Raw genomic sequence first — 22,341 nt, 5'->3', positions numbered from 1 at the left:
CTCATGTTACAATCCACCTTTGGACACTGCCGTATATTTGTGGTAAGTTAAAAAATGAAAAGAATTTAGAATTATGAAAATAGAACAAATTTATACAGGATGTTTGGCACAGGGCGCCTATTATATTGAGAGCAATGGTGAGGCTGCTATAATTGATCCATTAAGGGAATCTGCTCCCTATATCGAAAAAGCAGATAAAGATGGCGCTAAAATTAAGTATATTTTCGAAACTCACTTCCATGCTGATTTTGTTTCAGGACATGTGGATTTAGCCAATAAAACTGGGGCAACAATTGTTTATGGTCCTGGAGCTAAAACTGACTTCGATATGCATGAGGCGACAGATGGAGAGCTCTTCCAGATAGGTGACATAAAAATAAAGGTTTTACATACTCCTGGTCATACATTAGAAAGTTCTACCTTCCTATTAATTGACAAAGAAGGAAAAGAAAAAGCCATTTTCAGTGGTGATACTTTGTTTATAGGAGATGTAGGAAGACCGGACTTAGCACAAAAAGCGGGTAAAATTACTCAAGATGACCTAGCAGGAATGCTGTTCGACAGCTTAAGAAATAAGATTATGACATTGCCAGATGACGTAGTTGTATATCCTGCGCATGGAGCGGGTTCTGCCTGTGGTAAAAACATGAGTAAGGAGACTACGGATCTGTTAGGTAATCAAAAGCAAACGAATTATGCCTTAAGAGCAGATATGACTAAACAGGAGTTTATTGCCGAAGTAACTGACGGATTATTACCTCCACCACAGTACTTTGCTCAAAACGTGGCCATGAACAAAGCAGCTGATACTTCTGGTTTGGATAAGATCTTAGAAAAAGGAAATGTGGGATTGGATGTTGAAACATTTGAAGCAATGGCGAATCATGAAGGTGCTTTAGTGTTGGATACTCGTCATCAAAATGAATTTGTAAAAGAACATATACCCAATTCCATTTTCATTGGTATTGACGGAAGTTTTGCCCCTTGGGTTGGTGCTTTAATCCCTGATTTGCAGCAACCTATTGTATTCATTGCAGAAGAAGGTCGAGAAGAAGAAATAGTGACCCGTCTATCAAGAGTGGGGTACGATAATACATTAGGATATCTAAAGGGTGGAGTAAATGCTTGGAGATCAGCAGGAAAAGATACTGATAGTGTTAAATCTATTCCTGCTACAGAATTTGCATCAGAATTAAAATCATCAGATTTGACAGTTCTAGATGTTAGAAAACCGTCTGAATTTCAATCTGAACACGTGGAGGATGCACAAAATTTTCCTTTAGATTATATCAATGATAACTTCGATGAGTTAGATAAAGATCAAACTTATCATGTGCATTGTGCAGGTGGATATCGTTCAGTGATTGCTGCATCTATCATGAAATCAAGAGGTGTTCATAATTTAGTAGATATTGCTGGTGGTTTTAAAGCTATTAGCGAAACAGATATTCCTAAAACAGATTATGTTTGTCCCACTACTTTGAAGTAAATTCAATTTTAAATTAACTAGCAAAAGGAGGCTCTCTTAGTTTATGCGAGCCTCTTTTTTAATTCTTTTATATGAAAACATATTCATATATAATATTCTTATTGCTGTTGCCTTATGCTATAACAGCTCAAAACCACGATCAACAATTCGAATCCATAGACTCTGTCAAGCATGGTTCATTCAACCCCAATGAAGCCCACAGTTTTCATGAATGGTTTAAGAAAGGACATGTAAGCGGTTTATTTCGCTCCAATACTATTCAAACCTACAGACCAGCTAGCCAAAATTTCAGTGGTGCTTCTGGTTTAGGTGGAAGAATCTATTACCACAGTGCCTATTGGCATGGACTCCAAATGGGAATTGGTGGAATCTATACTTACAATGTTTTATCCACTGATTTAAGTGGTTCAGATCAAAACCCATATGCACCAAGATGGGAAAGGCAATTATTTGATTTAGAAGATCCAAAAAACAAACATGATTTGGATCGACTGGAGGAGCTTTTCATCAAATATCGCTATAAAGACTCTTATGTTAAACTAGGAAAGATGCTTTTGAATACACCCTTAGTTAACCCTCAAGATTCCAGGATGAAGCCTTCGGCATTTCAAGGAATCTGGTTGGACTGGAATGAAGGCCACCGATTTGAGATCAATGGAGGTTTCTTCAATAAAGTTTCACCCAGATCTACTACCGAATGGATTAAAATTAATGAAAGTATAAACCTTTATGAGCACTTGCTAAACCCAGATTCAAGTCATCACGACTTAAATACGAAGGGAATAGCCATTGCAGGTGGTCATTATATTCCAACTGAAAAACTCAGTTTCCATTCCTGGCAATATCTCATTGAAAACATTAGCTTTATAACATTTAATCAAATAGAGTATCAAGAAAGCAAAATCAAGCTTGGACTTCAGTACTATTATCAAACCGCCATTAATGAAAATCACTATGTAGAAAAGCATCACAAAACTCACAAAATATCTGGTCAGATCAAATGGATGGAGGATAAATGGCAATTGTCCTACAATCAGACTACTAATATATCTGACTACGCAATGAAATTTCCGTCAGAATGGGGAGCAGAGCCTTTTTATACATTTATTAGCCGACACAGGATTATTGGTCTGGAGGAAGTTAATAGTCGAGCGATAAAATTAGATGTTCAGCCTTTTAATAACTGGAAATCACTGAATCTCGGACTCTATGCTGTGCATAGTTTATTCGAGCAGTCTAAGGTTAAAAATTCAATGACACAATTAAGTTTAGATATTCAAACCCATTTCAAAGGTAATTGGAAAGCACTAAAGTTGAGATTTCTGAATACCTATTTTATTACAGACGGCTTTGAAGAAGATTCCTTTTTATTTGAGTCAATTCTTCATACTCAATTCATGGTAAATTATCAATTTTGACTTATGCCTTCCTTAATTTCAAAATAACCGAAGTACCTGACTTCCCGTCACTATGAATATCAATTTTACCATTCATTTTTTTAACAAACTCAATTACAATCGAAAAGCCTAGTCCACTTCCATGCTCATTTGCAGTTCCTGTACTACTTACTACATGTTTCCCTTCTAATACTTTTTGAATTGCAGTTTGACTCATTCCTACTCCACTATCAGAAATTCTGATTTCAATAAAATTACCTGCCTTATTGGCTTCTAAATCAATCTCCCCGCCTTTCCTTGTAAATTTAATTGCATTAGAAATTAGATTTCTAAATATGGTCAACAAAGCATTTTCATCTGCCAGCACAGCGAAATCTTCATCAATTTCATTTACAACTTTTATATCTTTCTCTGCTAATTGATAATCAAAAACCTCAATTGTTCTTTCAAAAATAGTTCGTACTGCAATTTGTTTAATATTAAAAACAAAATCACCTTTCTTACTAAAGGTCCATGACAATAACTGATTAGTAAGCACTGAAATATTTTGTATCGACTGAGTTAAATACTTAAAATACTTAGATTTTCTATTTTCGTCAGTTTCAATTTGCAGTAGGTTTATCATAGCTCCAATATTTCCAATTGGACCTTTTAAATCATGAGCAATTATTCCAAATAATTTATCTTTACTATTATTTGCAGTGATAAGGGTTTGACTTGCCTTATATAATCGAATAGCCAAAAACAAGGATATGACAAGAAAAATAATGATCAAGATACCGATAGTGTACTGTAATTGAATTAAGTCTTTCTGAGCCGTAAGTTCTTTTTGTTTCTTAGTATTTTGAGATATCAAGTCCTCATTTTCCCTATTTTTCCTTTCCACTTCATAGCGTGCATTTATTTCTTCTAATTGACGTGTTCTCTCTGACACAATCAATGAATCCTTTTCGGCACTATGTAATTGATGATATTTATATGCCTTCTTATAAGATCCCTGAGCCGCATAATTTTCAGCTGTTAATTTATAGACCTTTTCTTTTTCACGCGTCTCTGAGGTTTCCTCCATCATCAACAAAGATTTATTATAATAATACAGCCCACTATCATAAGATTGCGTAAGGGTATGAATTTGACCTAAAGTATAATAAGTGTAAATCAATACAGATTTATATTGATGTTTTTCCTGGATCTTCACTGCCCTGTAGAGGAGTTGTAACGCTTCTTGATATTGTCCGAGTTCCATTTTAGGTTCGGCAAGATTCCCAAGAGTAATTGATAATCTGAATGTATTATCTCCCTTTTCATTAATCGCTAATGACTTTTCATAATTAGTAATTGCATCCCTGTATTTACCCTGAAAGCAATCTACTATTCCCAAATACTCAAAATTCGATGCAATGTATATGGAATCATTTGATTGAATCGCATATTCTAACATTTTCTCATACGTGGCTCGAGCGTCATCATATTTTTTAATACTCACAAAAATACCAGCTAAAATATTAGATGCTGCAATTAAATGTGATGTATCCTGTAGCTTTTCAAAAATCTGAATGCCTTCTAATATTTCTTCAATTGATCTTACATTATCTGTCATTCGCCATAGAGAGTGTGCAATCCCGATCTGTGCCTTACCTTGATAGAACTGATCTTGGTTTTCAAGAGCTATTGATTTCAAAAGCTCGAAATTCTTCAATGCGACCGGATATTCCCCTGTAATGTATAATGCATCTGAAAAACTTAAATGATACTTTAATCTTTCTTCCTCAGAATCAAACTTTACTGAATCAGCATCAAAGCTAGAATAAAACTGAATTGCACACTGATAATTTTCGGCCGCAAAACATGAATCACCTTTTTCAATGAAGTCATGGTAATTTTTGACCTCTTGCTCAAAAATTAGATTAAAATTTAGTAGGAGTAGGTTTAATAATAAAATCACAACATCTCAAGAGATTAGAATTACAAATTAAACTATTGTGATTAAATTCAATAGGTATTTATACTATTTTTTATTTTTTAATTTTTCATACTCCCGATCAACAGAGTAATATGAATTATTTACATACACGCCAAGAAAATGTAATGTAATTCCTATTCCCCAACCAAAAGTCATCCAAGCAGGCCATGGAAGAAAAAAGTCACCATAATTAGCACCATAACTGCCAGTAAAATACCACAACAACCACACTAATACATTTACTGAAAGGTAAGTTGATAAATGACGTTTAAAACCAACTCTGGCCTCAGCTAATTTCCATAATTCTTCGTCTCTATTTTCCATATGTTTAATTTAAATAATTTTTCATTTATAAAATGAATATTTTTGATCTTTTTATTTGCTGACTTCTCACGTATTCTTCCAGTTTAATCATTCACAAAATTGAATATTATCCCCGCATAAATACTCCTTCTGGTTAAGTAGTTAGACTGATAATTGCTGTAATCATAATTATAGCTTATCGAATTTTCATTTTTGAAGTCAAATACGTTAGCGACATTAATAAAAAAAAGACCGTTAAATTTTTGAGAGAATTGGAATAACCTGCTCACTCCCAGTGTAAAATTCATATACGGATCAAAGAAAATTGGTGATGTTCTCGTTTGTGGTACATATACTTCAAGGTCTGAAAAATAATCAGCACTGTTTACTAATCGGTAGGTGTTTCCTTTAAAGATCTGAAATGAGGCATTAAAGGTCCATTGAGGAAATGGATTATATTTCAAAAACGTGCGAGCAAACCAATCCCAAGAGCTATCTAGATGATAAAATGAGGCGGATTGATCCAACTGAAACTTCTTTTTTACAAAAAAGCTCAATCGACTCTCACTCCCCGAAACTGCACTATCTCCATGAATTCGAAAAAAGCTTTGATGAATAGCCCAGTGCTTATCGCTAAAATCTAAGTCTATACTGGACTGAACTTGTTCTAATATTTGCGGATTCGTATCTATTCTCGATTGATAATACTTCCCATGAGCTCCTATCAAATTCAACCGTTTATTAATATCCCATAAGTAGTTAAACTGATAGCTCCATAATTGCTCACTACTATTAGGTATATAGGCAGTTCGCATTCCACTGCCAAAAGCATGATCCCCCCATTTTTTTCTTCCATAAAAGTAATACTCATGACTTTCGAGTTGTTTGTTCGAACTGATTGTAAGTATAGGATGAATTGGTGCTAGTGCATAAGCAAAAGTGGGCACATCTCCACTAAATACACTATTCTGCCGCCAATAGGCATAGCCCGTTTTCAACACATCACCTTTTTTAGAATAGGTTAGGTTTACAGACGTGTAAGGGTCAGAATTTTTTACAAGGTAATCCATATTCCCAAACTGGAATTCATTTTTGCTCATAGAATTTCCTGCTATCAAAGAGCTTTGCCAGGAACCAAAATCCTGCACCCATTGAACAGTGGTTAAGCTCCTCTCAGCGTATTGTAAAAATCCATCCTGATAGCTAGGATGTTTGAAATTAAAATTATAGTTATCAATTATTGCATACTGGTATATTTTGATCGATCCCCAAGGTTGATGAGTAGTGAAAAGAGCACCTCCCTCTACAGCGTTAAAACTATTAATGTCTTTAAAATTCACTGAATTCACTCCTTTCAGAACTTCATCAAATTGGTAGTTGCAAAAAACACCTAAAAAAGATTGCTCACCAATTGCTCCTCGACTAGAGTACCCAAGGTTGGCCATTGAAAGACTAGCTGTATGTTGCCAATATTCAGGAAAGCGATCAGCTAGTTCCAAAACTACAGTACCTGAAGTCGCTTGTCCGTACTCCACAGGTGGGTTTCCAGGAAAAACGGTAGCACTTTTTAGAAAATCAGTATTGAAAATACTTAGGGTCCCGGTATTCGTTAGTTGTGCATATTTCACAGGATTCTTTACAGGAACACCATTCAAAAAATACCCAGTTTGCTGCGGAGATGCACCTCTAAAAGCAACTGCTGCATTTTCGTCTTTGATGGTTGACGACATTTGTGTGTTTATAGCTACTAAAGCGTCCGCTTTAGAATTTGGATTTATATATATATCAATAGGATTAAGTTTTTCAAAAGCGAAATTTTCCGCTCCTAATACACTGGCTCTTACCTCAACACTTTGCAATTGTTGAGAATACTGCTCCATATTGATCAGTAGGCTATCATCTGATTTTTTCACAACGAACCACTTTTCCTTATATCCAATAAAGCTACAGACTATAGTATCCCCGTCCTCGAGGCCTATCAGATTGAAAAAACCATTAATATCTGCTACATCATTGATGGTGTAATTAGTCTTTTTCCAAATATGTGCTCCAGGAAGTGACTCACCATCTGCTTCTATCTTACCTGATATTCTAATTTGTGCAGAAGCACTTGAAAAGAAAAAAAATAAGCAAATTGAATACAGCAAATTCTTCATTACGGATAAGCTTTAAATAATACAAATAGAATAGTTCCTTACCTATTTGCTCGCTTGAGCCTTAGGTAAAAGCTGGGAAGAAACCCATCTGAACTCAGGTTCTACAGCCAAAGCCTTCTGATATGTGGCAATAGCCTTGCTATGCTGGCCGACCTCTTGGTAAGCTTGTCCTAAATTTGCAAGTGTATTAATATACAGCCATCCTTTGTAATTATGCTTTTCGAACAGCTCCACTGCCTTCTTAAATGATACGATTGCGGCTTCCTTATCTCCACCAAAGGTTTCAGGTGTATAAAATAATGAAGATCCCGAAATCATATGAACAATAGGTGAATCAGCATTGGCCTTCAATGCACTTTCAATAGCTCCTGAACTTTTTGGACCATAGTACATGCCTTTCCAAGGGGAGTAGGCCATAATAAATCCATAAATTGACGAGCGCAGCGCCATGGCCTCTGCCCTATAAATACCCTTTTCTTCTAAGGCCTCTAGATAATCTAATGCTGGATCTACAAACTGATCAAACTTCTTTTCATTTTTGGTGACCATAGTATTATTCAGAATTCCGTAATAAGCAATGCCTTTCTCTATAGACCATTCCTCATTGTACTGATCAAGAGCAGCCTCCCATAAACTCTCACTATTCATTAGATAGGCTTTATACATTAAACTATCGACTTCCTGTGCTTTGGTAATGTGTGCATTCACAATCATCACTAAAACAATTCCTAAAATTCCACTTAAATTTCTCATAATAAACTACTTTATTTTATAAACTATATTTTGATAAAAAAAGACTAATTAAAGTCTTCAAATCCTTTTCAAGATCAATCTGTTGGCTTAATATATGATCGCAGAGCGTTCAAATACGTTTCAAATGCATCAACCCCTTGTTCTGTAATCTTACAACTTGTGTGTGGATAATTGTCCTTAAATGTTTTATCCACTTTTATATAACCTGCATCCTTCAATTTATTAACCTGTACACTTAAATTTCCAGAGGTGGCACTTGTTTTCTCCTTTATAAAGTTAAAATCCGCTTCCTCAACGTTCATCAAAAGGCTCATAACAGCCAAACGTAATTGAGAATGCAATAATGGATCTAATGGCTCAAACATACTTATACATTTAACTTTTTCGGCAACAGATGCCCTGGGATAACAAAGCTAACAATTACTGATAAGGATAGCAGGAAAAGTTGCGTTTCAAATCCAGCATAAAATGCGAAAAAACCTACCAGCATGCTTAAATATCCACCCACTGTTAGTGCTTTATACTTTATGACACCTCCTGTGCTGGCAGTTCCTATTCCATATAAAACCATTAAAATTGGATATATCCCATTCCAACCTAAAGCGGGTGATGCAAATAGAAACACAAAGAGCGCTGCAATGAAAGCTCTCCAAATGGATGCTAAAGCTCTATCTGTAAAACTAAACGCTCGAGTTCTTCTCTTCTTCCTGCTAAAGTAAATGCCGTTGTAAATGCCTGCGATTGGCATCGAAAGCCATACTAGCCAAGCCATTTCAATACCAAACTGATATTGCAGTAAATAATGCAACATCGATGAAATTGCCACTGCATAGCCCCACATCAAATAGATTACCTTATCTTGACTGATATTGTACTTAGTGGTACTAATCATCTCTGAGATGATGCTCAAACTTTCCTCTACTTTTAATTTTTCTTGTTCCATGTTTCCTTATAATTTTATAAACTCCCAAAATTTAAACTCAACTTTATTCCGAAATTATTAAGGTCTTGTTGATTTAAATTTGCGTCTGCATTCAAATAGGCAATTCGATAATACACTCCAGCCGATAGATGCATGGTATGATTAATAGAGTACCAAACTTTGATATTAGGCTCTAGAAAATAAAAACTTTCAGAAATATCATCTAGTGAATAACCTCCAGAACCTGCCAAAACATCTCCTCCAAATCGAACTGATTCTTTCAACTCTGAAAAATATCCTAGCATTAGCCCACCATAGCCTAAGGAATTGAATTCTCCATTTGGCGTAGCCACACTGTTTGCACTTCCGTATCCGGCACCACCCAGGTAAAAGTTAGGATTAATCACCCAAGCTCCACCGCCACCAATCATTAATAAGTTTCCGTGAGAAGTAAATTCAGAATTGGCATGCACACCTCCGAAACCACCTTGCGCTTTAGCTTTTTCAGCAATCACAACTGAAAAACAAATCAAAACTGTTAAAGTCAATAGTCTTTTCATACTTCAATATTTTGTTCACAAAACAAATATAATCTAGTTTATTTTATAAACCAAATTACAAATAAATTATTTTGGGGATGCTACTATAATTTTGTTTTGAATTGTAATCTTCAATCACTGTCGAAACAGGGAAAGAAATTATACTTATGGAGCTTTCGGCTTAGAAATAGTAAGCCATTCAATTAGGACTTATTATACAGATTTATTAAAAACAACCTTATGTTGTGCTTCTCTACTGACAAACCCATAGATCTGGCAAAGTCGGATTAAACGATGGTCTTGAGCAAATTCCACAGCATAAGCTTTTTGGAGGTGTCTTGATTAAGGTCTACAAGGTCATGTGCGTAGATAGCACTGCCTTTATTTATTTTTAGAATGCTGTATTCTGAAGACTGCACATATTGATTGTGAAATGAGAGAAATAGCTTCAGGTGTTGGACTAATTTTAATTGTTCAGGGTGCTCATGAATAATTTCATATTGACCTTCTTCTATATTAATGGCTCGCAATAATTTATTGAGTGTTTCCTTTTCTTGACGCCCTAAATTATCCTTTACTAAAATCACAACCTCTTTTTGGTCCTTCTGAGTTTCAGCTTCATTTGATTTTGACTGTACCACATTCTGCGGCTCTTTGACCAACTGTTTGTCTATAGTATCCTTCTGCACCTTATATTCAACCGTATCGCTTTCCTCCTGAAAAACATAAATTTGGTCACCATCAAATAGTTGCGTTAAGTAATCTTGATCAATATCCATTACTCATTTAGTTTAAAAATAGACTTCAATTCTGTAGCTTCTTCTGGCTTCATTCTCTTACCTAAAACTAATCGTAATTGCCTTCTTCGCAGAGCCCCATCAAAAAGTTCTTGTTCCTCATCTGTTTCAGGAACTAATTCAGGAACGTCAATCGGTCTTCCAGATTGATCCACAGCAACAAATGTAAAAAAAGCTGAGTTGGAAGGATATTTTTTTCCCGAAGGGATATTCTCCCCTTTAACCACTATATGAACCTCCACGGAAGAACTAAACGCTCTAGTTACTTTAGCTTCTAAAGTCACTACATCTCCCAGGGCTATTGGATGTTGAAAAGAAATATTATCAACCGAAGCTGTGACTACTATTCTGTTGCAGTGCTTTTGAGCTGCAATAGCTGAAACAATATCCATCCAATGCATCAAACGTCCACCCATAAGATTATTGAGCGGATTGGTATCATTGGGCAATACCAATTCGGTCATTATAGTATAAGTATCTTTTGGGTTTTTTGCTTGTTTTGCCATAGTAAATTTAATTTGTCACAAAGATAAAACATAGATATCAAACGGACTTCTAAAAACGGAAATTTACTGACCTCAAATTTTCAAGTACCATCCCAAATAAACTTTGTCATATATATTAAAATAAATAGATTTTTTTTACCTTAACAAATAAATGATAAATCAAATTATTAAGACATTCCCCGACTATTCATGACACTTGAAGAAAAAGATTGGACTATACCTCTAATTTATCTATTTGCGGGAATAATATGGATTGGTCTTAGTGATGAATTACTATTTTTTTTGAGTGATAAGTTCCAGTTTAGCACAAATACGCTTAACAGCTTAAGCCAATGGAAAGGTTTCTTCTATGTTGCTCTAACAACCTTTCTCTTGTACTACTTAATAAAAAGAAAAACTAAGCTCATTTTATTTGTTATAAACGACTTTAAGCGTCTATTCCATGATAACCCTAATCCAATGTATATTTTTGATATCCATACCAAAAATATCATGTTAGCTAACAAGGCTGCAAGTGACCAATATGCATATACGATACAGGAATTGTCTCAATTAAATCTTCATGATTTAAGACCTGACTCAGAAAAGGAAAAACTGAAAGCGCATCTACAAAATTTGACCGATGACTTTAAAGATAGTGGGGAATGGATTCATCAAGATAAAAATGGTCAGCTTTTTTATGTAAATATCTTCTCACATAAAACCGTCTATAGAGGAAAAGAATGTCGAATTGTGAATTCCATTAACATCAATAAAAAAGTTTTAGCGGAAATGGAGCGTGCAAATTTTGAGAAAGCGTTGGATAAAGCTGCCTTAGTATCTGTAACAGGCATTGATGGAAACTTTCAAGACTTAAACAGTGAGTTTTGTAGGGTAAGCAATTACACCAAGGACGAATTAATTGGACAGTCTATGGAAATTTTGGAATCGGGAGAACACGATTCCAAGTTTTGGAATGATATGTGGAAAAAAATTAAGGCGGGAGAAATATGGAGGGCAGATGTTAAAAATAAAAGCAAATCAGATGAGTATTACTGGGTAGATATTGTAATCAGCCCAATTAAAAATCATGAAGGGCAAATCTACAAATTCATGTCAATCAGTTATGACATTACTGAAAAGAAAAAACTAGAACTTAATCAACAAAAGTTGCTGGATGATTTTACTGAATATGCCTTTCAAACTTCACATGAGCTGCGAGGCCCTCTAACCAGCATGATGAGTTTCACTTTACTATTCGAAAAATATGAAAACCAATCTCTTCTAATTGAGAAATTAAAAGGCACAGCAGCCGAAATGGATAAAGTCATTAGAAAAATGAACGACAGCTTAAGCAGAACTGCTTTGGAACTTATTCAAGAAAAAAGAGATAATCAATCTTCAGGATAAGGCACATAAACAAAGCTGGTCATATCTGTATCAACTACGAAGAGACAGCAGAATTCATCCGGATTTTTATAAGCTCTTTTAAATTCCTCCACTTTATCTTCATCAACGATTTTCCTCTGAATAAACTCATCCAAATAAGTGATGAAATAATTCCAGGTTAGATTTAATTCTCCTGCACCGATCAATACTTGCCCGATCGGTTGCTCAGTTTTACAAATAGGAAAAATAGGGAATTCCGAAAAACCTTGCTTTCGAACGGCATAGGAAGCCTCTTTTAACGTTTCAGAAATGGCCACAAAATCTTCCGTGATTGTACCTAAATATTTTCCGTTTAATTCGGGATTATTATCCATAATAGTTAATCTATTTTAAAGCATTGCCTCATCAGCAAAGCTGTAGTACTTATCTTCTGCAAAAATAATATGATCTAAAACCGGAATATCCAGCAAAAGACCGCTTTCCTTCATTTTCTTTGTCAAACGTATATCTTGCTCGCTTGGGTTTCGATTTCCAGAAGGATGGTTATGCGCTAATATAAGCGCTGAAGCCATCTGGTCAATAGCTTCTTTAAAAATGATTTTAACATCTGCTACAGTTCCAGAAATGCCACCGCTACTAACCCTCTTCATTCGAATAACGCGGTTTGCCCTGTTCATCATTATGACCCAAAATTCTTCATGATTCAAATCTAGCATTACTGATTTAAGCAAATCATAAGCATTTTCAGAGGAAACAATTTTCGGCTTTTCCTGAACAGCTGATTCTTTTCTCCTTCTACCTAATTCTAAAGCCGCGATAATTGAAATTGCCTTCGCTTCACCAATTCCTCTAAACTTCATAAGTTCTTTCACCGAGAATTTAGCCAAATGATTTAGATCATTGTTGACGTCTGCCAGGATATTCTTACCAACATCAATGGCTGACAAAGATTGTGTTCCTGAGCCTATCAAAATAGCAATTAACTCAGCATCGGAAAGGACTGCTCGACCATGGGTTATTAATTTTTCCCTTGGTCGGTCTGCTTCGGCCCAACTTTTAATACTAGAGACTGCAGCGTACTGTTCATTTTCCATTTGGGTGCTGTTAAGGTTGAACTTTTAGAACCCAAAATTTATGAAATTAGTACAAACTAAAAAAGCCTCAACTGATAGAGTTGAGGCTCAAGACTAATATCTTAAAAATTCTTAAGCTAATTTAGCTACGTGCTTGGCTAATTTAGATTTGTTATTATCCGCTTTTTTCTTGTGGATAATATTCTTCTTTGCCAATCTATCCAACATTGAAGTTACAGTTTTCAATAAGTCTTCAGCTTGCGCTTTGTCTTCTGTAGCTCTCAACTTACGGATATAAGTTCTAGTGGTTTTAGCCTGATATCTGTTTCTCAAACGTCTTGCCGCACTTGAGCGAATTCTTTTTAATGCTGACTTGTGATTTGCCATATTGATTTATATCTAATGAAATTCTTGCTTTCTTTTTAAGGACTGCAAATTTAAAAGAATTTGTTTTACTAAACAAAGCCAATTCGTTTTTATCAGCATTTATTTTTGCGAATAGCAATAAACTCTTCCGAAATGGCTGTTTTTATTTTTCAAAATTGTACAAAAATAGGCTTTCTTCCTAAATAATAAACCATTTATTGAATTCTACTCGATGTTTTTTCGAATACAATTTTTACTTTAGATTCTGAAACAGCCAAAATCCTGAGATGAAACGTTTTTACTTGATAGTATTCATTTTAATATTTTTCTCTCCAACACTTTCTTTTCAAAATATCAGAAAAGCAAACTGGGGCTTCTTTGCACACCAAAAAATCAACAGATTAGCAGTTTTCACGCTTCCACCTGAGATGATTACTTTTTACAAGCACCATATTCAGTATATCACAGAAAATGCGGTGAATCCAGACAGAAGACGCTATGCGGTGGATTATGAGGCCCCTAGACATTATATAGATTTGGATGTTTATGGTGATAGTGCTGTATATAAAATGCCTCGTTACTGGAATGATGCAGTGGAAAAATTCACAGAAGATACTTTACAGGCCTATGGTATCGTACCCTGGCATGTACATTTTGTCACCTACCAACTAACAGAAGCCTTTAAGAATAATAATGCCGAGGATATTCTTCGATACTCAGCTGATTTAGGTCATTACATCGCAGATGCAAATGTCCCATTGCATACCACGAAAAACTACAACGGTCAATTAACAGGGCAATACGGGATTCATGGTTTTTGGGAGTCTCGTTTACCTGAACTCTACTCGAATGAATACGATTTCTTTATCGGAAAAGCTGAATATGTGAACAATACTCAATTTGCCATCTGGAATGCTGTTAAAGATGCTCATTTAGCATTAGATTCAGTATTTGGTTTCGAAAAAAAATTAACCGAAAAAATGGCTGATGACCGAAAATATAGTTCAGAGCTAAGGGGAAATGTGAACGTAAAAGTCTACTCAAGAGATTTCTCTAAAGCTTATCACGATTTGCTAAATCATCAAGTAGAACGAAGAATGAAGAACTCTATTAAAATGGTGGGAGATTTCTGGTTTACTGCTTGGGTAAATGCCGGACAGCCCGATCTGGATATTTTAATTGATGAAAGAGCTATTTTCAGTACTGAAGAATTCATTCCCCAGGATAAAGGAGAGGAATTAAGAATACATGAAAGCGGTGTTCAGAATTGAATTTATATCACAAAAGGCATCAGCTTTTTTACTAATGCCTTTTGTGATATTATGTTTCCCTAGAAATAATAGGAATAATAGCCCTTGACGCCCTTCTTATTGACTCCACGAACCACTACTTTTCCCTTTACAGATTCTAAGATATCCGATAGTTCTTTAGGACTATTCACCTCAGTTCCATTGATGTTCGTGATAATAAAGCCTTCGTCAATATTTAACCTCTTAAAAAACCCATTTTTTACATCTACCACTCGTACTCCACCAGTGATATCCAGTAAATTTCTTTCAACAAGGGGGACACTTTCAAATTCAGCACCTAATGATTTAGAGAAGTAAACGTCTCGTTTCAGTAATTCTGTAGTATTTTCACTGTTAGTCAGAATTAATTCCTTTTGAATTTTTTTCCCACTTCTATCAATGGTCAAATAGAGTTTATCACCCGGAGACAACATGCTCAGCTTTTCCTCAAACTCTGAATGTGTAGTAATATCTTCGCCATTTAATTCTCTGATGATATCTCCTTTCTGCAGGTTCGCTTTATTAGCTGCACCTTTTTCTTGAATGTAGCTTACTACAACTCCATCTAAATCTTCAGTTTCCAACTTTTCAGCTATTTCGGTTGTAAGACTTGAAACTTCTGCTCCTAGAAAAGCCTTTTGTACCATACCATATTCTATAATATCGGTAGCTATTTTTCTGGCAATATCAATGGGGACAGCAAATCCGTAACCAGCATAAGAGCCGGTTCGTGACAGTATGGCCGTATTAATTCCTACCAATTCTCCCTGAGGGTTTACCAAAGCTCCACCGCTATTACCTGGGTTGATAGCGGCATCCGTTTGAATAAAAGACTCAATTGGAAAATTGCTTTTCAAAATATTAAGTTCCCTACCTTTTGCACTTACAATGCCAGCTGTTACAGTAGAGGTCAAATTAAAAGGATTACCAACAGCCAAAACCCATGACCCTACTTTTAAATCTCTTGAGGATCCGATGGAGATAGCTGGAAGATTATTGTCATCAATTTTCAAAACAGCCAGATCGGTTGATGGGTCTCGTCCGACTAAGCTCGCTTTATAGGTTTTCTTCTTTCTGACTACTTCTATTTCGTCTGCTCCTTCAATCACGTGATTATTAGTAATGATGTAACCATCCGATTTGAAAATAACTCCAGAACCAGAGCCTACTTGCTGCATACTTCCGCCTCCACCAAGCCATAAGTCTAACCAAGAACTCCTGCCATAGGCTTCTGAAACCGTTTTAATGTACACTACACTTTCACGGCTATTTTTGGACGCCTCCACGAAATCTAAATCGGGTATTGTGGCAGTGGAATTCGCATTATCTGCTGTATAATTCTGATTCGATACCTGGCTAATCGGAGTCTTAAATGAATTTTCATTTATTTGGGAATCTTGATTTTTATCAGTTAGTTGCAGAATAAGAAGGGCTCCTACAATTCCTCCTAGAAACGCACTTATTGTTGTTTTCAAATATTTATTCATTTTCTATTTATTTTATCCTTTATCTACTTAAAGAAATTAACTGACATATATTGTGCCGATTGATTTTACGAAAAAGTAAATAGTTCTGTTTTGAAACAAAAAACGGCAGTCCTAACAGACTACCGTTCCACAGTTTTAATGTTAACCTAAACTGTGTATTATCCTCCTGCCCTGTTCAATTCTTCTAGATTACTATTTCTTTGACGGGCTTTAAATTCTTCACCTTTGCTAAACATATATCGTAACGTAAATCCTATACTTTGTTGTCCAAAATATTGACTAATTTCATTAATGTTACCATTAAAATTTGAACTCCCTTCAAATCTTCTGGTTCTGAAGATATCTGTAATATTTATGGATGCATCAAACTTCTTATCCATGAAGCTTTTCTTAACTGCAAAATCAATGCCCCATTGTTCGCCAATTGCATATAGTCCCCAAACTGTATTAGATCTATAGTCACCATTAAGCTCCAATTTGAAATCATTTGGTAGTATGAAAGTGTTGCCCATTCTAGCGAAAGCTGAGGTAGCATTGTTCTCCACTTGGTTTCCATTTAAATAGGTAGTGAATTCCTGGTGAAAAACGGATATATTGCTATTGATTGACCACCATTTGAATGGTTGAAAGGGAATTACCGCTGTAGCACTGTAGTTAACTTGATCGTCAATATTTTCTTGGATAAACACAGTTGTCCCGTCTTCAGGATTTTGTGTAGGGACCTCTGCTATGAAATCACTTGTTAAACCATAGTTCAATACTAAATTATATTGACCTAAAATGGTTTGTGTTACGGACATAGAATGAGTAAACTGTGGCCTCAAATAAGGATTTCCCTGAGCCCAGGTGTATGGGTCCAAATACATCACAAATGGGTTTAGATTATGGTAGTTGGGTCTATCAATTCTACGGCTGTAGTTATAGTTCACTTGATATTGATCTGATATATTATGCTGCAAGAAAAAGCTAGGGAAAAGATTAAAATAATTTCTCTCATTTACTGTATTTAGGGTCAGAGATTCTCCAGAGGAAACCGTTTGCTCCCCTCTTAAACCTACTTTATATGATACTTTTTCACCAATCGCTCCCGCAAAACTACTATAGCCAGCAAAAATTTGTTCTGTATAAATAAAATGATTGGACCGATTTCGATCGAGTGTTTTCTGATTATCCTCAATTTCATAAAAATTAAGTAAATTATCCGAAACCACATGGCTTGCTTTTAGTCCCGCTTCCACCTTAATTTCATCAAGTAATTTTCCTTCAAAATCCACTTGTGCTGAATAAATATCATATGCAAATGGGTTCTCATTTTCTAGTCGCTCTACGGCAAATGGCTCACTATTATTTTCTTGGAAATAGCTGTTAGTAAAAGTAGATCCTCCATCATTAAACAGTCTAACATAGTTTAAATCCGTGGTGATTTTCGTGCCGTTAGTATCCAATTTGTGAACATAATGCAAATTAGCCTGTGTATTTAAAAACTGGTAATCAATTTGATTATCAGAATTAATCATGAAATCGTTAGCACCTTGCTCTAAATCAGTATCGATATTAAAGTCATGGTAGACATCTTGTCCATAAACATTAACCATTACTCCAACAGACTGCATATCATTTATGTCATAATCTGTTCCTACTCTAATCGATGGAATCACTCTGTTTACATACTCTTTACCTGTTTGATCAAAAATGGTCAGAGTACCGTCAGTCTGTGTGATTTCTCTGTAAAACCCAGCATCTCTGATTCTTCCTCTTTGAGATAAATCCGCATTGACAAATGAATTCCACTTCCCTTTTTTATGGTTCAATTGTATTCCAGAGTTATAATTTTGCATTTCATTATAACGATAGCTTGCATTTATACTTCCATTGATTCCTTGAATACTATTTTTCTTCAGAGTGATATTGATTATTCCAGCATTTCCCTCTGCATCATATTTGGCAGATGGATTATTAATGATTTCAATAGTTTTGATATTATCTGCAGACATGCCCTGTAACATATTCTGTAAGTCTGTAGCAGATAAATAGGATCTTCGACCATCAATCATTACTTGAACTCCAGATTTGCCATTCAGCTGAATATTTCCGTCTTGATCCACGAATACGCCTGGGGACTTTTCCAAAACCTCATATGCCGTAGCACCTGCTGCCATTGCAGTTCCTTCTACTGAGACAATCATTTTATCTGCTTCTACAACTACTTGTGGACGCATAGCTTTCACTTCTACAGCATCCATCACTTGCACATCTTCCTGCAGTCTAATAGTCGAAACATCAACAGTTGAATTAGTAGCATTCACAACTATGCTTTTAGAAATGTAGGTTTCAAAACCAACAGCGGATATTTTTAAATAATATTCACCATACTCCACATTGATACTAAAAAGACCATTTTCATTGGTTATACTGCCCGTTACTAAACTTGAATCAGTAGCTTGGTAAATCGCTACATTGCTATAAGGAAGCGAGGCATTTTGGGTGTCAATCAAGACACCTTTGATCAAGCCAGTTTGCGCTTGTGCAAAACTGCTTAACAAAAGAGTTAGCGTTATTAAAGATAAAAAAGTTTTCATGTTCTTGAGCGTTTGCATTTTCTTGTCCTTTAGTTATTAGATGCGTTTATGCTAGCTCTTGATGCACGGAATGTGCCATATTGTATAGGTGGCTTATTCTAGGTGTAGAAGGTGATTTTAAGAAATTTCAACATATTCCATGTACGATTTTGAACACTTTTTAATTTCAGAAACGAACAATCGTACAAAAAAAAAGACTGATTGACCACAAAATTTTTAAGAATGGAATCACGGAAACCCAAGCCATAAAAAAACCTGTGAAGGAAACTCCACAGGTTACTGAAATCTATATTAAAAACCGGAAACTTATTTTAGACAGCGATAATCACCCATTAAATAATCTCCAAATCCTTACCAATCTCTTCAATTTGCTTTAAGGTATAGTCTAACTGCTCGGTTGTAAAGCCAGCGGTAACTGTCATTCGCACTCTAGTTAGCTTCCTCGGAACTGCTGGATACGGCACTGGATTTACAAAAATATTTCTCAAATGCAATCTATATGTCATTTCTTTGACCTTGTTGTCATCCCCTATGATAATAGGAAAAATCGCAGTTTCAGCATTCCCAATATTAAACCCTGCTTTCAACAATCTTTCTTTAACGTACTGAATATTCTCCCAGAGTCTTTCCTGACCTGCCTCATTATTTTCAATTAGCTTTAAACCTTCCAAAGCCGCTGCAACTCCAGGCAAATATGGGGAGGTGGAAAACATGTATGACCTACTACTATACTTTAAATAATTGATTAATTTCTGGGAGGCGGAAACAAACCCTCCTACAGCACCGACAGATTTACTTAAGGTACCGGTAATAATATCTACCTTTCCCTCTAGACCAAAATAATCAACAGTCCCTTTTCCATTTTTACCAATCACTCCGGTTGCGTGCGCTTCATCCACCAAAACCCATGCCCCATAATAATGCGCAATGTCCAAAATTGCTGGTAAATTACATATGTCACCATCCATGGAATACACACCATCAACCACAACTAGTTTATTAATAAACTTATTTTGGACACTTTTCAATACTTTCTCCAGCGATTCGGGGTCATTATGTGCGAAGAACTTCTTATTAGAGCCTTTACTTCCATCAATCAGGCTGGCATGAGAAAACATGTCATAAATAGCGATATCCTTATGGCCTAATAGCCCTGAAATGGTCCCAATATTGGCCGCGTAACCAGAAGTATAGACTATTGAGGCTTCCATAGCCTTCATTGAAGATATTTTCTCCTGCAACTCTCTTATGATGCCCATTGTCCCACTCAATAACGGAGCTCCACCAGCACCTCCTCCATATTGATCAATAACTTCATTCACCTTCTTCAATATTCTCTTGTCTTGAGTAAGATTCAAATAGTCATTGGAAGCAAAATTGAGCATCTCTCTGATCTCCTTCGATTCCGGATCAATTACTTTGGAAACTACCTTTGAGCCATCAATTGATTCTCTTTCATATAAAAATCGGTTACTTTTTTTCATATCCGAAAACCAACTATTCATCATATCCATTCGACTATCCCATTCGGCATATTCGAGTTTGGGATCACCTGTGAAATTATATAAAGAATATTTGTTGGCATCTATTTCCCCTGCAGGAGAAATATCAAAATACATATGATCTACATTTTGCTCATCGAACAGATGATAATGCTTTCTATATGGGGTTGAAGATAAAGACATATTGTAAAATTTTGGTTTATGAACATTTACAATTTAAGGCCGCTTTGTTTAAAATTCAAACCTTAAATACTGTATTTAATACTATACTAATAAACTGAATTAAGGTAAAAATGTTAGGTCCATGTTTTTGTCTAGCATCCAGCCAGTTATGCTATAGCGAGTTTTATAGGACATTAATACCTCATGTTCCAGTTCGCTTCTAAATAGAAGTAATCGTCCAGCAAACGGCTGCACTTTCTCAATTGTCCCACTTGGATAAAGTGCCAATTCGCCTCCATGACCATCTTCCCAATTTTCGTTTAGATAAAGAACAAAAGAAATTACCCGATGAGCGTTTTGTTGAAATCTATCTACGTGTTTCTTATAAAAGGTATTTTCAGGATAAATAGCAAAATGGGTTTCAAAGTCTTTAATTCCTAGATAGCAGGTTTCATTTAATTTATCTTTCAGTAATTCAATTTGGTCTAAAAACTTTTTGACAATCTCATGCTTGCTACCTCTGTCTATCCATTGTATAAAATCACCTCTTATGCTTTTGTCTAACTGAAAAAGGGCTTGTTTACCAATTCCTGCTTTTTTAAAATCACCGGAGAGACGACCTTCGTTAGCAATCGAAACGAGATTCTTTACATCTTCTAGCGAGACGAAATCATCCCAAACATAGTATCCTATTTCACTCAATTGATCTATTGCTAAAAGAAGCTTGTTGGAACTTATATTCATCTGCCGCAAAAATAGCTTAAAATTTCTTTAAAATTGAAGTTTCTTTACTCAAGCAGTAAATTTTTCAACAAAAAACATAGACCTACTTTTAACGTACTGTTTTTATAGGTAGATTTATCAGCCATTTTACAACGCACGAACTTCAACCAGCCCTTACGCTTTTTAAAAAGTAAGAAATTTTATTTATATGATTTCACAGAAAGAGGGAGCAGTTTTAGTTTTCGATTTACATTTTAAACTAAGAACTACAACTGACGAAATTATTGCCTTTTTAAATCAATTTAAAAACGCAGAAATTAATCAGAGTGAATTTTATGGAAAAGTAAAATTCCAAACCATTATTGACATTCTTAATCACAACAAGCATCTTAAAGGCAAAGAGGAAGCATTTCAGAAAGAATTGGATGGAATGTTTTATGAAATTAAGTTAGAAATATGCAGAAGATTAAGGGTTCTATTAGCATTCGAACAATTAAGCAATGCATTAAAGGAAGATTGGCAAAAAATTAAGGTTTTCAATTCTATTTTAATTGACTTAAAGCAGCAAGGCCTGTTTAATATGTTTGAAAACTTAATGAAGGAAAATAACATCAATCTAGGAAAACGGATTGCCTTTGAAGAAAAATACAAACCTTTTACACCTAATTTAAATGGAAAGAAAAATCAGAATCATTTCAAAGCATACCTAAAATCAAACCATTCTAATGTGGTCTCGGATTGTGTGCTTTGGCTGAATTCATTGGAATTTGAAAAGGCATTTAAAAATGATAAGCAATCAAGAACTGAAATACCTGTTCATGAGCTTCCTGAAGAATTAATTTACGAAAAAATTATCCCCAAAATCATTGATCGAAATACATTGGATTTTAATGTTAAGGAAGGTAACATCCAAAAATATAAAGAGACCTTTACTCTCGCCAACTATTGCTTAAGCAAATTGGAATAA

The 22,341-nt window shown here is 35.2% G+C and carries 21 protein-coding genes; 5 read left to right on the top strand and 16 right to left on the bottom strand.

Annotation, left to right across the window (positions count from 1 at the left end; genetic code table 11):
- The first annotated feature begins 73 nt into the window (after positions 1 to 73).
- Positions 74 to 1,489: an MBL fold metallo-hydrolase gene (locus Q3Y49_RS08625; protein ID WP_303271907.1), complete on the top strand. Its 1,416-nt coding sequence runs from the start codon at positions 74 to 76 to the stop codon at positions 1,487 to 1,489.
- A gap of 71 nt (positions 1,490 to 1,560) precedes the next feature.
- A complete protein-coding gene (locus Q3Y49_RS08620; RefSeq protein WP_303271906.1) occupies positions 1,561 to 2,907 on the top strand; it encodes an OprD family outer membrane porin in 1,347 nt (448 codons plus the stop codon).
- A gap of 1 nt (position 2,908) precedes the next feature.
- On the opposite strand, the gene Q3Y49_RS08615 is transcribed toward Q3Y49_RS08620, so the two are convergent.
- The 9 genes from Q3Y49_RS08615 to Q3Y49_RS08575 all read right to left on the bottom strand — a co-directional run bounded on the left by Q3Y49_RS08615 (position 2,909) and on the right by Q3Y49_RS08575 (position 10,825).
- Entirely contained in the window at positions 2,909 to 4,831 is a 1,923-nt protein-coding gene (locus Q3Y49_RS08615; protein ID WP_303271905.1) for an ATP-binding protein, read from the bottom strand.
- Positions 4,832 to 4,894: 63 nt separating this feature from the next.
- The gene (locus Q3Y49_RS08610) at positions 4,895 to 5,173 is read right to left on the bottom strand and encodes a 2TM domain-containing protein (RefSeq protein WP_303271904.1); all 279 of its coding nucleotides are present in this window, start codon (positions 5,171 to 5,173) and stop codon (positions 4,895 to 4,897) included.
- An 83-nt stretch (positions 5,174 to 5,256) separates the two neighbouring features.
- Positions 5,257 to 7,308 carry a carboxypeptidase-like regulatory domain-containing protein gene (locus Q3Y49_RS08605; protein WP_303271903.1) on the bottom strand — a complete coding sequence of 684 codons (2,052 nt, stop codon included), beginning with the start codon at positions 7,306 to 7,308 and terminating at the stop codon, positions 5,257 to 5,259.
- Between the two features lie 42 nt (positions 7,309 to 7,350).
- Positions 7,351 to 8,061 carry a tetratricopeptide repeat protein gene (locus Q3Y49_RS08600; RefSeq protein ID WP_303271902.1) on the bottom strand — a complete coding sequence of 237 codons (711 nt, stop codon included), beginning with the start codon at positions 8,059 to 8,061 and terminating at the stop codon, positions 7,351 to 7,353.
- A 74-nt stretch (positions 8,062 to 8,135) separates the two neighbouring features.
- A complete protein-coding gene (locus tag Q3Y49_RS08595) occupies positions 8,136 to 8,426 on the bottom strand; it encodes a winged helix-turn-helix domain-containing protein (protein ID WP_303271901.1) in 291 nt (96 codons plus the stop codon).
- Positions 8,427 to 8,428: 2 nt separating this feature from the next.
- Positions 8,429 to 9,004, bottom strand: coding sequence for a hypothetical protein (locus tag Q3Y49_RS08590; RefSeq protein ID WP_303271900.1), 576 nt, complete (start codon positions 9,002 to 9,004; stop codon positions 8,429 to 8,431).
- Positions 9,005 to 9,018: 14 nt separating this feature from the next.
- Positions 9,019 to 9,543 carry a hypothetical protein gene (locus Q3Y49_RS08585; RefSeq protein WP_303271899.1) on the bottom strand — a complete coding sequence of 175 codons (525 nt, stop codon included), beginning with the start codon at positions 9,541 to 9,543 and terminating at the stop codon, positions 9,019 to 9,021.
- Between the two features lie 266 nt (positions 9,544 to 9,809).
- Entirely contained in the window at positions 9,810 to 10,301 is a 492-nt protein-coding gene (locus Q3Y49_RS08580) for a hypothetical protein (RefSeq protein ID WP_303271898.1), read from the bottom strand.
- Complete coding sequence (locus Q3Y49_RS08575) at positions 10,301 to 10,825, bottom strand: acyl-CoA thioesterase (protein WP_303271897.1); 525 nt, start codon at positions 10,823 to 10,825, stop codon at positions 10,301 to 10,303. The genes Q3Y49_RS08580 and Q3Y49_RS08575 overlap by 1 nt, the downstream gene beginning before the upstream one ends.
- A gap of 189 nt (positions 10,826 to 11,014) precedes the next feature.
- Between Q3Y49_RS08575 and Q3Y49_RS08570 the strand changes: the two genes are divergently transcribed.
- Positions 11,015 to 12,214, top strand: coding sequence for a PAS domain S-box protein (locus Q3Y49_RS08570; protein WP_303271896.1), 1,200 nt, complete (start codon positions 11,015 to 11,017; stop codon positions 12,212 to 12,214).
- Here Q3Y49_RS08570 and Q3Y49_RS08565 read toward each other — a convergent pair.
- The 3 genes from Q3Y49_RS08565 to rpsT all read right to left on the bottom strand — a co-directional run bounded on the left by Q3Y49_RS08565 (position 12,199) and on the right by rpsT (position 13,653).
- Positions 12,199 to 12,567, bottom strand: coding sequence for a hypothetical protein (locus tag Q3Y49_RS08565; protein ID WP_303271895.1), 369 nt, complete (start codon positions 12,565 to 12,567; stop codon positions 12,199 to 12,201). The two genes, Q3Y49_RS08570 and Q3Y49_RS08565, sit on opposite strands and share 16 nt — an antisense overlap.
- 15 nt (positions 12,568 to 12,582) lie before the next feature.
- Positions 12,583 to 13,287: a RadC family protein gene (gene radC, locus Q3Y49_RS08560; RefSeq protein WP_303271894.1), complete on the bottom strand. Its 705-nt coding sequence runs from the start codon at positions 13,285 to 13,287 to the stop codon at positions 12,583 to 12,585.
- Positions 13,288 to 13,398: 111 nt separating this feature from the next.
- Complete coding sequence (gene rpsT / locus Q3Y49_RS08555) at positions 13,399 to 13,653, bottom strand: 30S ribosomal protein S20 (protein WP_303271893.1); 255 nt, start codon at positions 13,651 to 13,653, stop codon at positions 13,399 to 13,401.
- Positions 13,654 to 13,919: 266 nt separating this feature from the next.
- Between rpsT and Q3Y49_RS08550 the strand changes: the two genes are divergently transcribed.
- The gene (locus tag Q3Y49_RS08550; RefSeq protein WP_303271892.1) at positions 13,920 to 14,903 is read left to right on the top strand and encodes a zinc dependent phospholipase C family protein; all 984 of its coding nucleotides are present in this window, start codon (positions 13,920 to 13,922) and stop codon (positions 14,901 to 14,903) included.
- Positions 14,904 to 14,962: 59 nt separating this feature from the next.
- Here the strand turns inward: Q3Y49_RS08550 and Q3Y49_RS08545 are convergent, their stop codons facing one another.
- The 4 genes from Q3Y49_RS08545 to Q3Y49_RS08530 all read right to left on the bottom strand — a co-directional run bounded on the left by Q3Y49_RS08545 (position 14,963) and on the right by Q3Y49_RS08530 (position 21,395).
- A complete protein-coding gene (locus Q3Y49_RS08545) occupies positions 14,963 to 16,408 on the bottom strand; it encodes a S1C family serine protease (RefSeq protein ID WP_303271891.1) in 1,446 nt (481 codons plus the stop codon).
- A gap of 158 nt (positions 16,409 to 16,566) precedes the next feature.
- Complete coding sequence (locus tag Q3Y49_RS08540; protein ID WP_303271890.1) at positions 16,567 to 18,987, bottom strand: TonB-dependent receptor; 2,421 nt, start codon at positions 18,985 to 18,987, stop codon at positions 16,567 to 16,569.
- 332 nt (positions 18,988 to 19,319) lie between these two features.
- Positions 19,320 to 20,672: an aminotransferase class I/II-fold pyridoxal phosphate-dependent enzyme gene (locus Q3Y49_RS08535; RefSeq protein ID WP_303271889.1), complete on the bottom strand. Its 1,353-nt coding sequence runs from the start codon at positions 20,670 to 20,672 to the stop codon at positions 19,320 to 19,322.
- A gap of 99 nt (positions 20,673 to 20,771) precedes the next feature.
- Positions 20,772 to 21,395 carry a 2OG-Fe(II) oxygenase gene (locus Q3Y49_RS08530; RefSeq protein ID WP_303271888.1) on the bottom strand — a complete coding sequence of 208 codons (624 nt, stop codon included), beginning with the start codon at positions 21,393 to 21,395 and terminating at the stop codon, positions 20,772 to 20,774.
- A gap of 187 nt (positions 21,396 to 21,582) precedes the next feature.
- On the opposite strand from Q3Y49_RS08530, the gene Q3Y49_RS08525 reads away from it, so the two are divergent.
- Complete coding sequence (locus Q3Y49_RS08525) at positions 21,583 to 22,341, top strand: hypothetical protein (RefSeq protein ID WP_303271887.1); 759 nt, start codon at positions 21,583 to 21,585, stop codon at positions 22,339 to 22,341.

This window comes from Marivirga harenae (assembly GCF_030534335.1).
In the GTDB taxonomy this organism is placed as follows: Bacteria; Bacteroidota; Bacteroidia; order Cytophagales; family Cyclobacteriaceae; genus Marivirga; species Marivirga harenae.
Note: the sequence above shows the minus strand (reverse complement) of the source record. Positions and strands in the feature narration are given on the sequence as shown.

Excerpts from the sequence above, each read along its gene's own strand:
- Q3Y49_RS08625 (WP_303271907.1), top strand. The coding sequence starts at position 74 with ATGAAAATAGAACAAATTTATACAGGATGTTTGGCACAGGGCGCCTAT.
- Q3Y49_RS08620 (WP_303271906.1), top strand. The coding sequence starts at position 1,561 with ATGAAAACATATTCATATATAATATTCTTATTGCTGTTGCCTTATGCT.
- Q3Y49_RS08610 (WP_303271904.1), bottom strand. The coding sequence starts at position 5,173 with ATGGAAAATAGAGACGAAGAATTATGGAAATTAGCTGAGGCCAGAGTT.
- Q3Y49_RS08605 (WP_303271903.1), bottom strand. The coding sequence starts at position 7,308 with ATGAAGAATTTGCTGTATTCAATTTGCTTATTTTTTTTCTTTTCAAGT.
- Q3Y49_RS08600 (WP_303271902.1), bottom strand. The coding sequence starts at position 8,061 with ATGAGAAATTTAAGTGGAATTTTAGGAATTGTTTTAGTGATGATTGTG.
- Q3Y49_RS08595 (WP_303271901.1), bottom strand. The coding sequence starts at position 8,426 with ATGTTTGAGCCATTAGATCCATTATTGCATTCTCAATTACGTTTGGCT.
- Q3Y49_RS08590 (WP_303271900.1), bottom strand. The coding sequence starts at position 9,004 with ATGGAACAAGAAAAATTAAAAGTAGAGGAAAGTTTGAGCATCATCTCA.
- Q3Y49_RS08585 (WP_303271899.1), bottom strand. The coding sequence starts at position 9,543 with ATGAAAAGACTATTGACTTTAACAGTTTTGATTTGTTTTTCAGTTGTG.
- Q3Y49_RS08580 (WP_303271898.1), bottom strand. The coding sequence starts at position 10,301 with ATGGATATTGATCAAGATTACTTAACGCAACTATTTGATGGTGACCAA.
- Q3Y49_RS08575 (WP_303271897.1), bottom strand. The coding sequence starts at position 10,825 with ATGGCAAAACAAGCAAAAAACCCAAAAGATACTTATACTATAATGACC.
- Q3Y49_RS08570 (WP_303271896.1), top strand. The coding sequence starts at position 11,015 with ATGACACTTGAAGAAAAAGATTGGACTATACCTCTAATTTATCTATTT.
- Q3Y49_RS08565 (WP_303271895.1), bottom strand. The coding sequence starts at position 12,567 with ATGGATAATAATCCCGAATTAAACGGAAAATATTTAGGTACAATCACG.
- radC (WP_303271894.1), bottom strand. The coding sequence starts at position 13,287 with ATGGAAAATGAACAGTACGCTGCAGTCTCTAGTATTAAAAGTTGGGCC.
- rpsT (WP_303271893.1), bottom strand. The coding sequence starts at position 13,653 with ATGGCAAATCACAAGTCAGCATTAAAAAGAATTCGCTCAAGTGCGGCA.
- Q3Y49_RS08550 (WP_303271892.1), top strand. The coding sequence starts at position 13,920 with ATGAAACGTTTTTACTTGATAGTATTCATTTTAATATTTTTCTCTCCA.
- Q3Y49_RS08545 (WP_303271891.1), bottom strand. The coding sequence starts at position 16,408 with ATGAATAAATATTTGAAAACAACAATAAGTGCGTTTCTAGGAGGAATT.
- Q3Y49_RS08540 (WP_303271890.1), bottom strand. The coding sequence starts at position 18,987 with ATGAAAACTTTTTTATCTTTAATAACGCTAACTCTTTTGTTAAGCAGT.
- Q3Y49_RS08535 (WP_303271889.1), bottom strand. The coding sequence starts at position 20,672 with ATGTCTTTATCTTCAACCCCATATAGAAAGCATTATCATCTGTTCGAT.
- Q3Y49_RS08530 (WP_303271888.1), bottom strand. The coding sequence starts at position 21,395 with ATGAATATAAGTTCCAACAAGCTTCTTTTAGCAATAGATCAATTGAGT.
- Q3Y49_RS08525 (WP_303271887.1), top strand. The coding sequence starts at position 21,583 with ATGATTTCACAGAAAGAGGGAGCAGTTTTAGTTTTCGATTTACATTTT.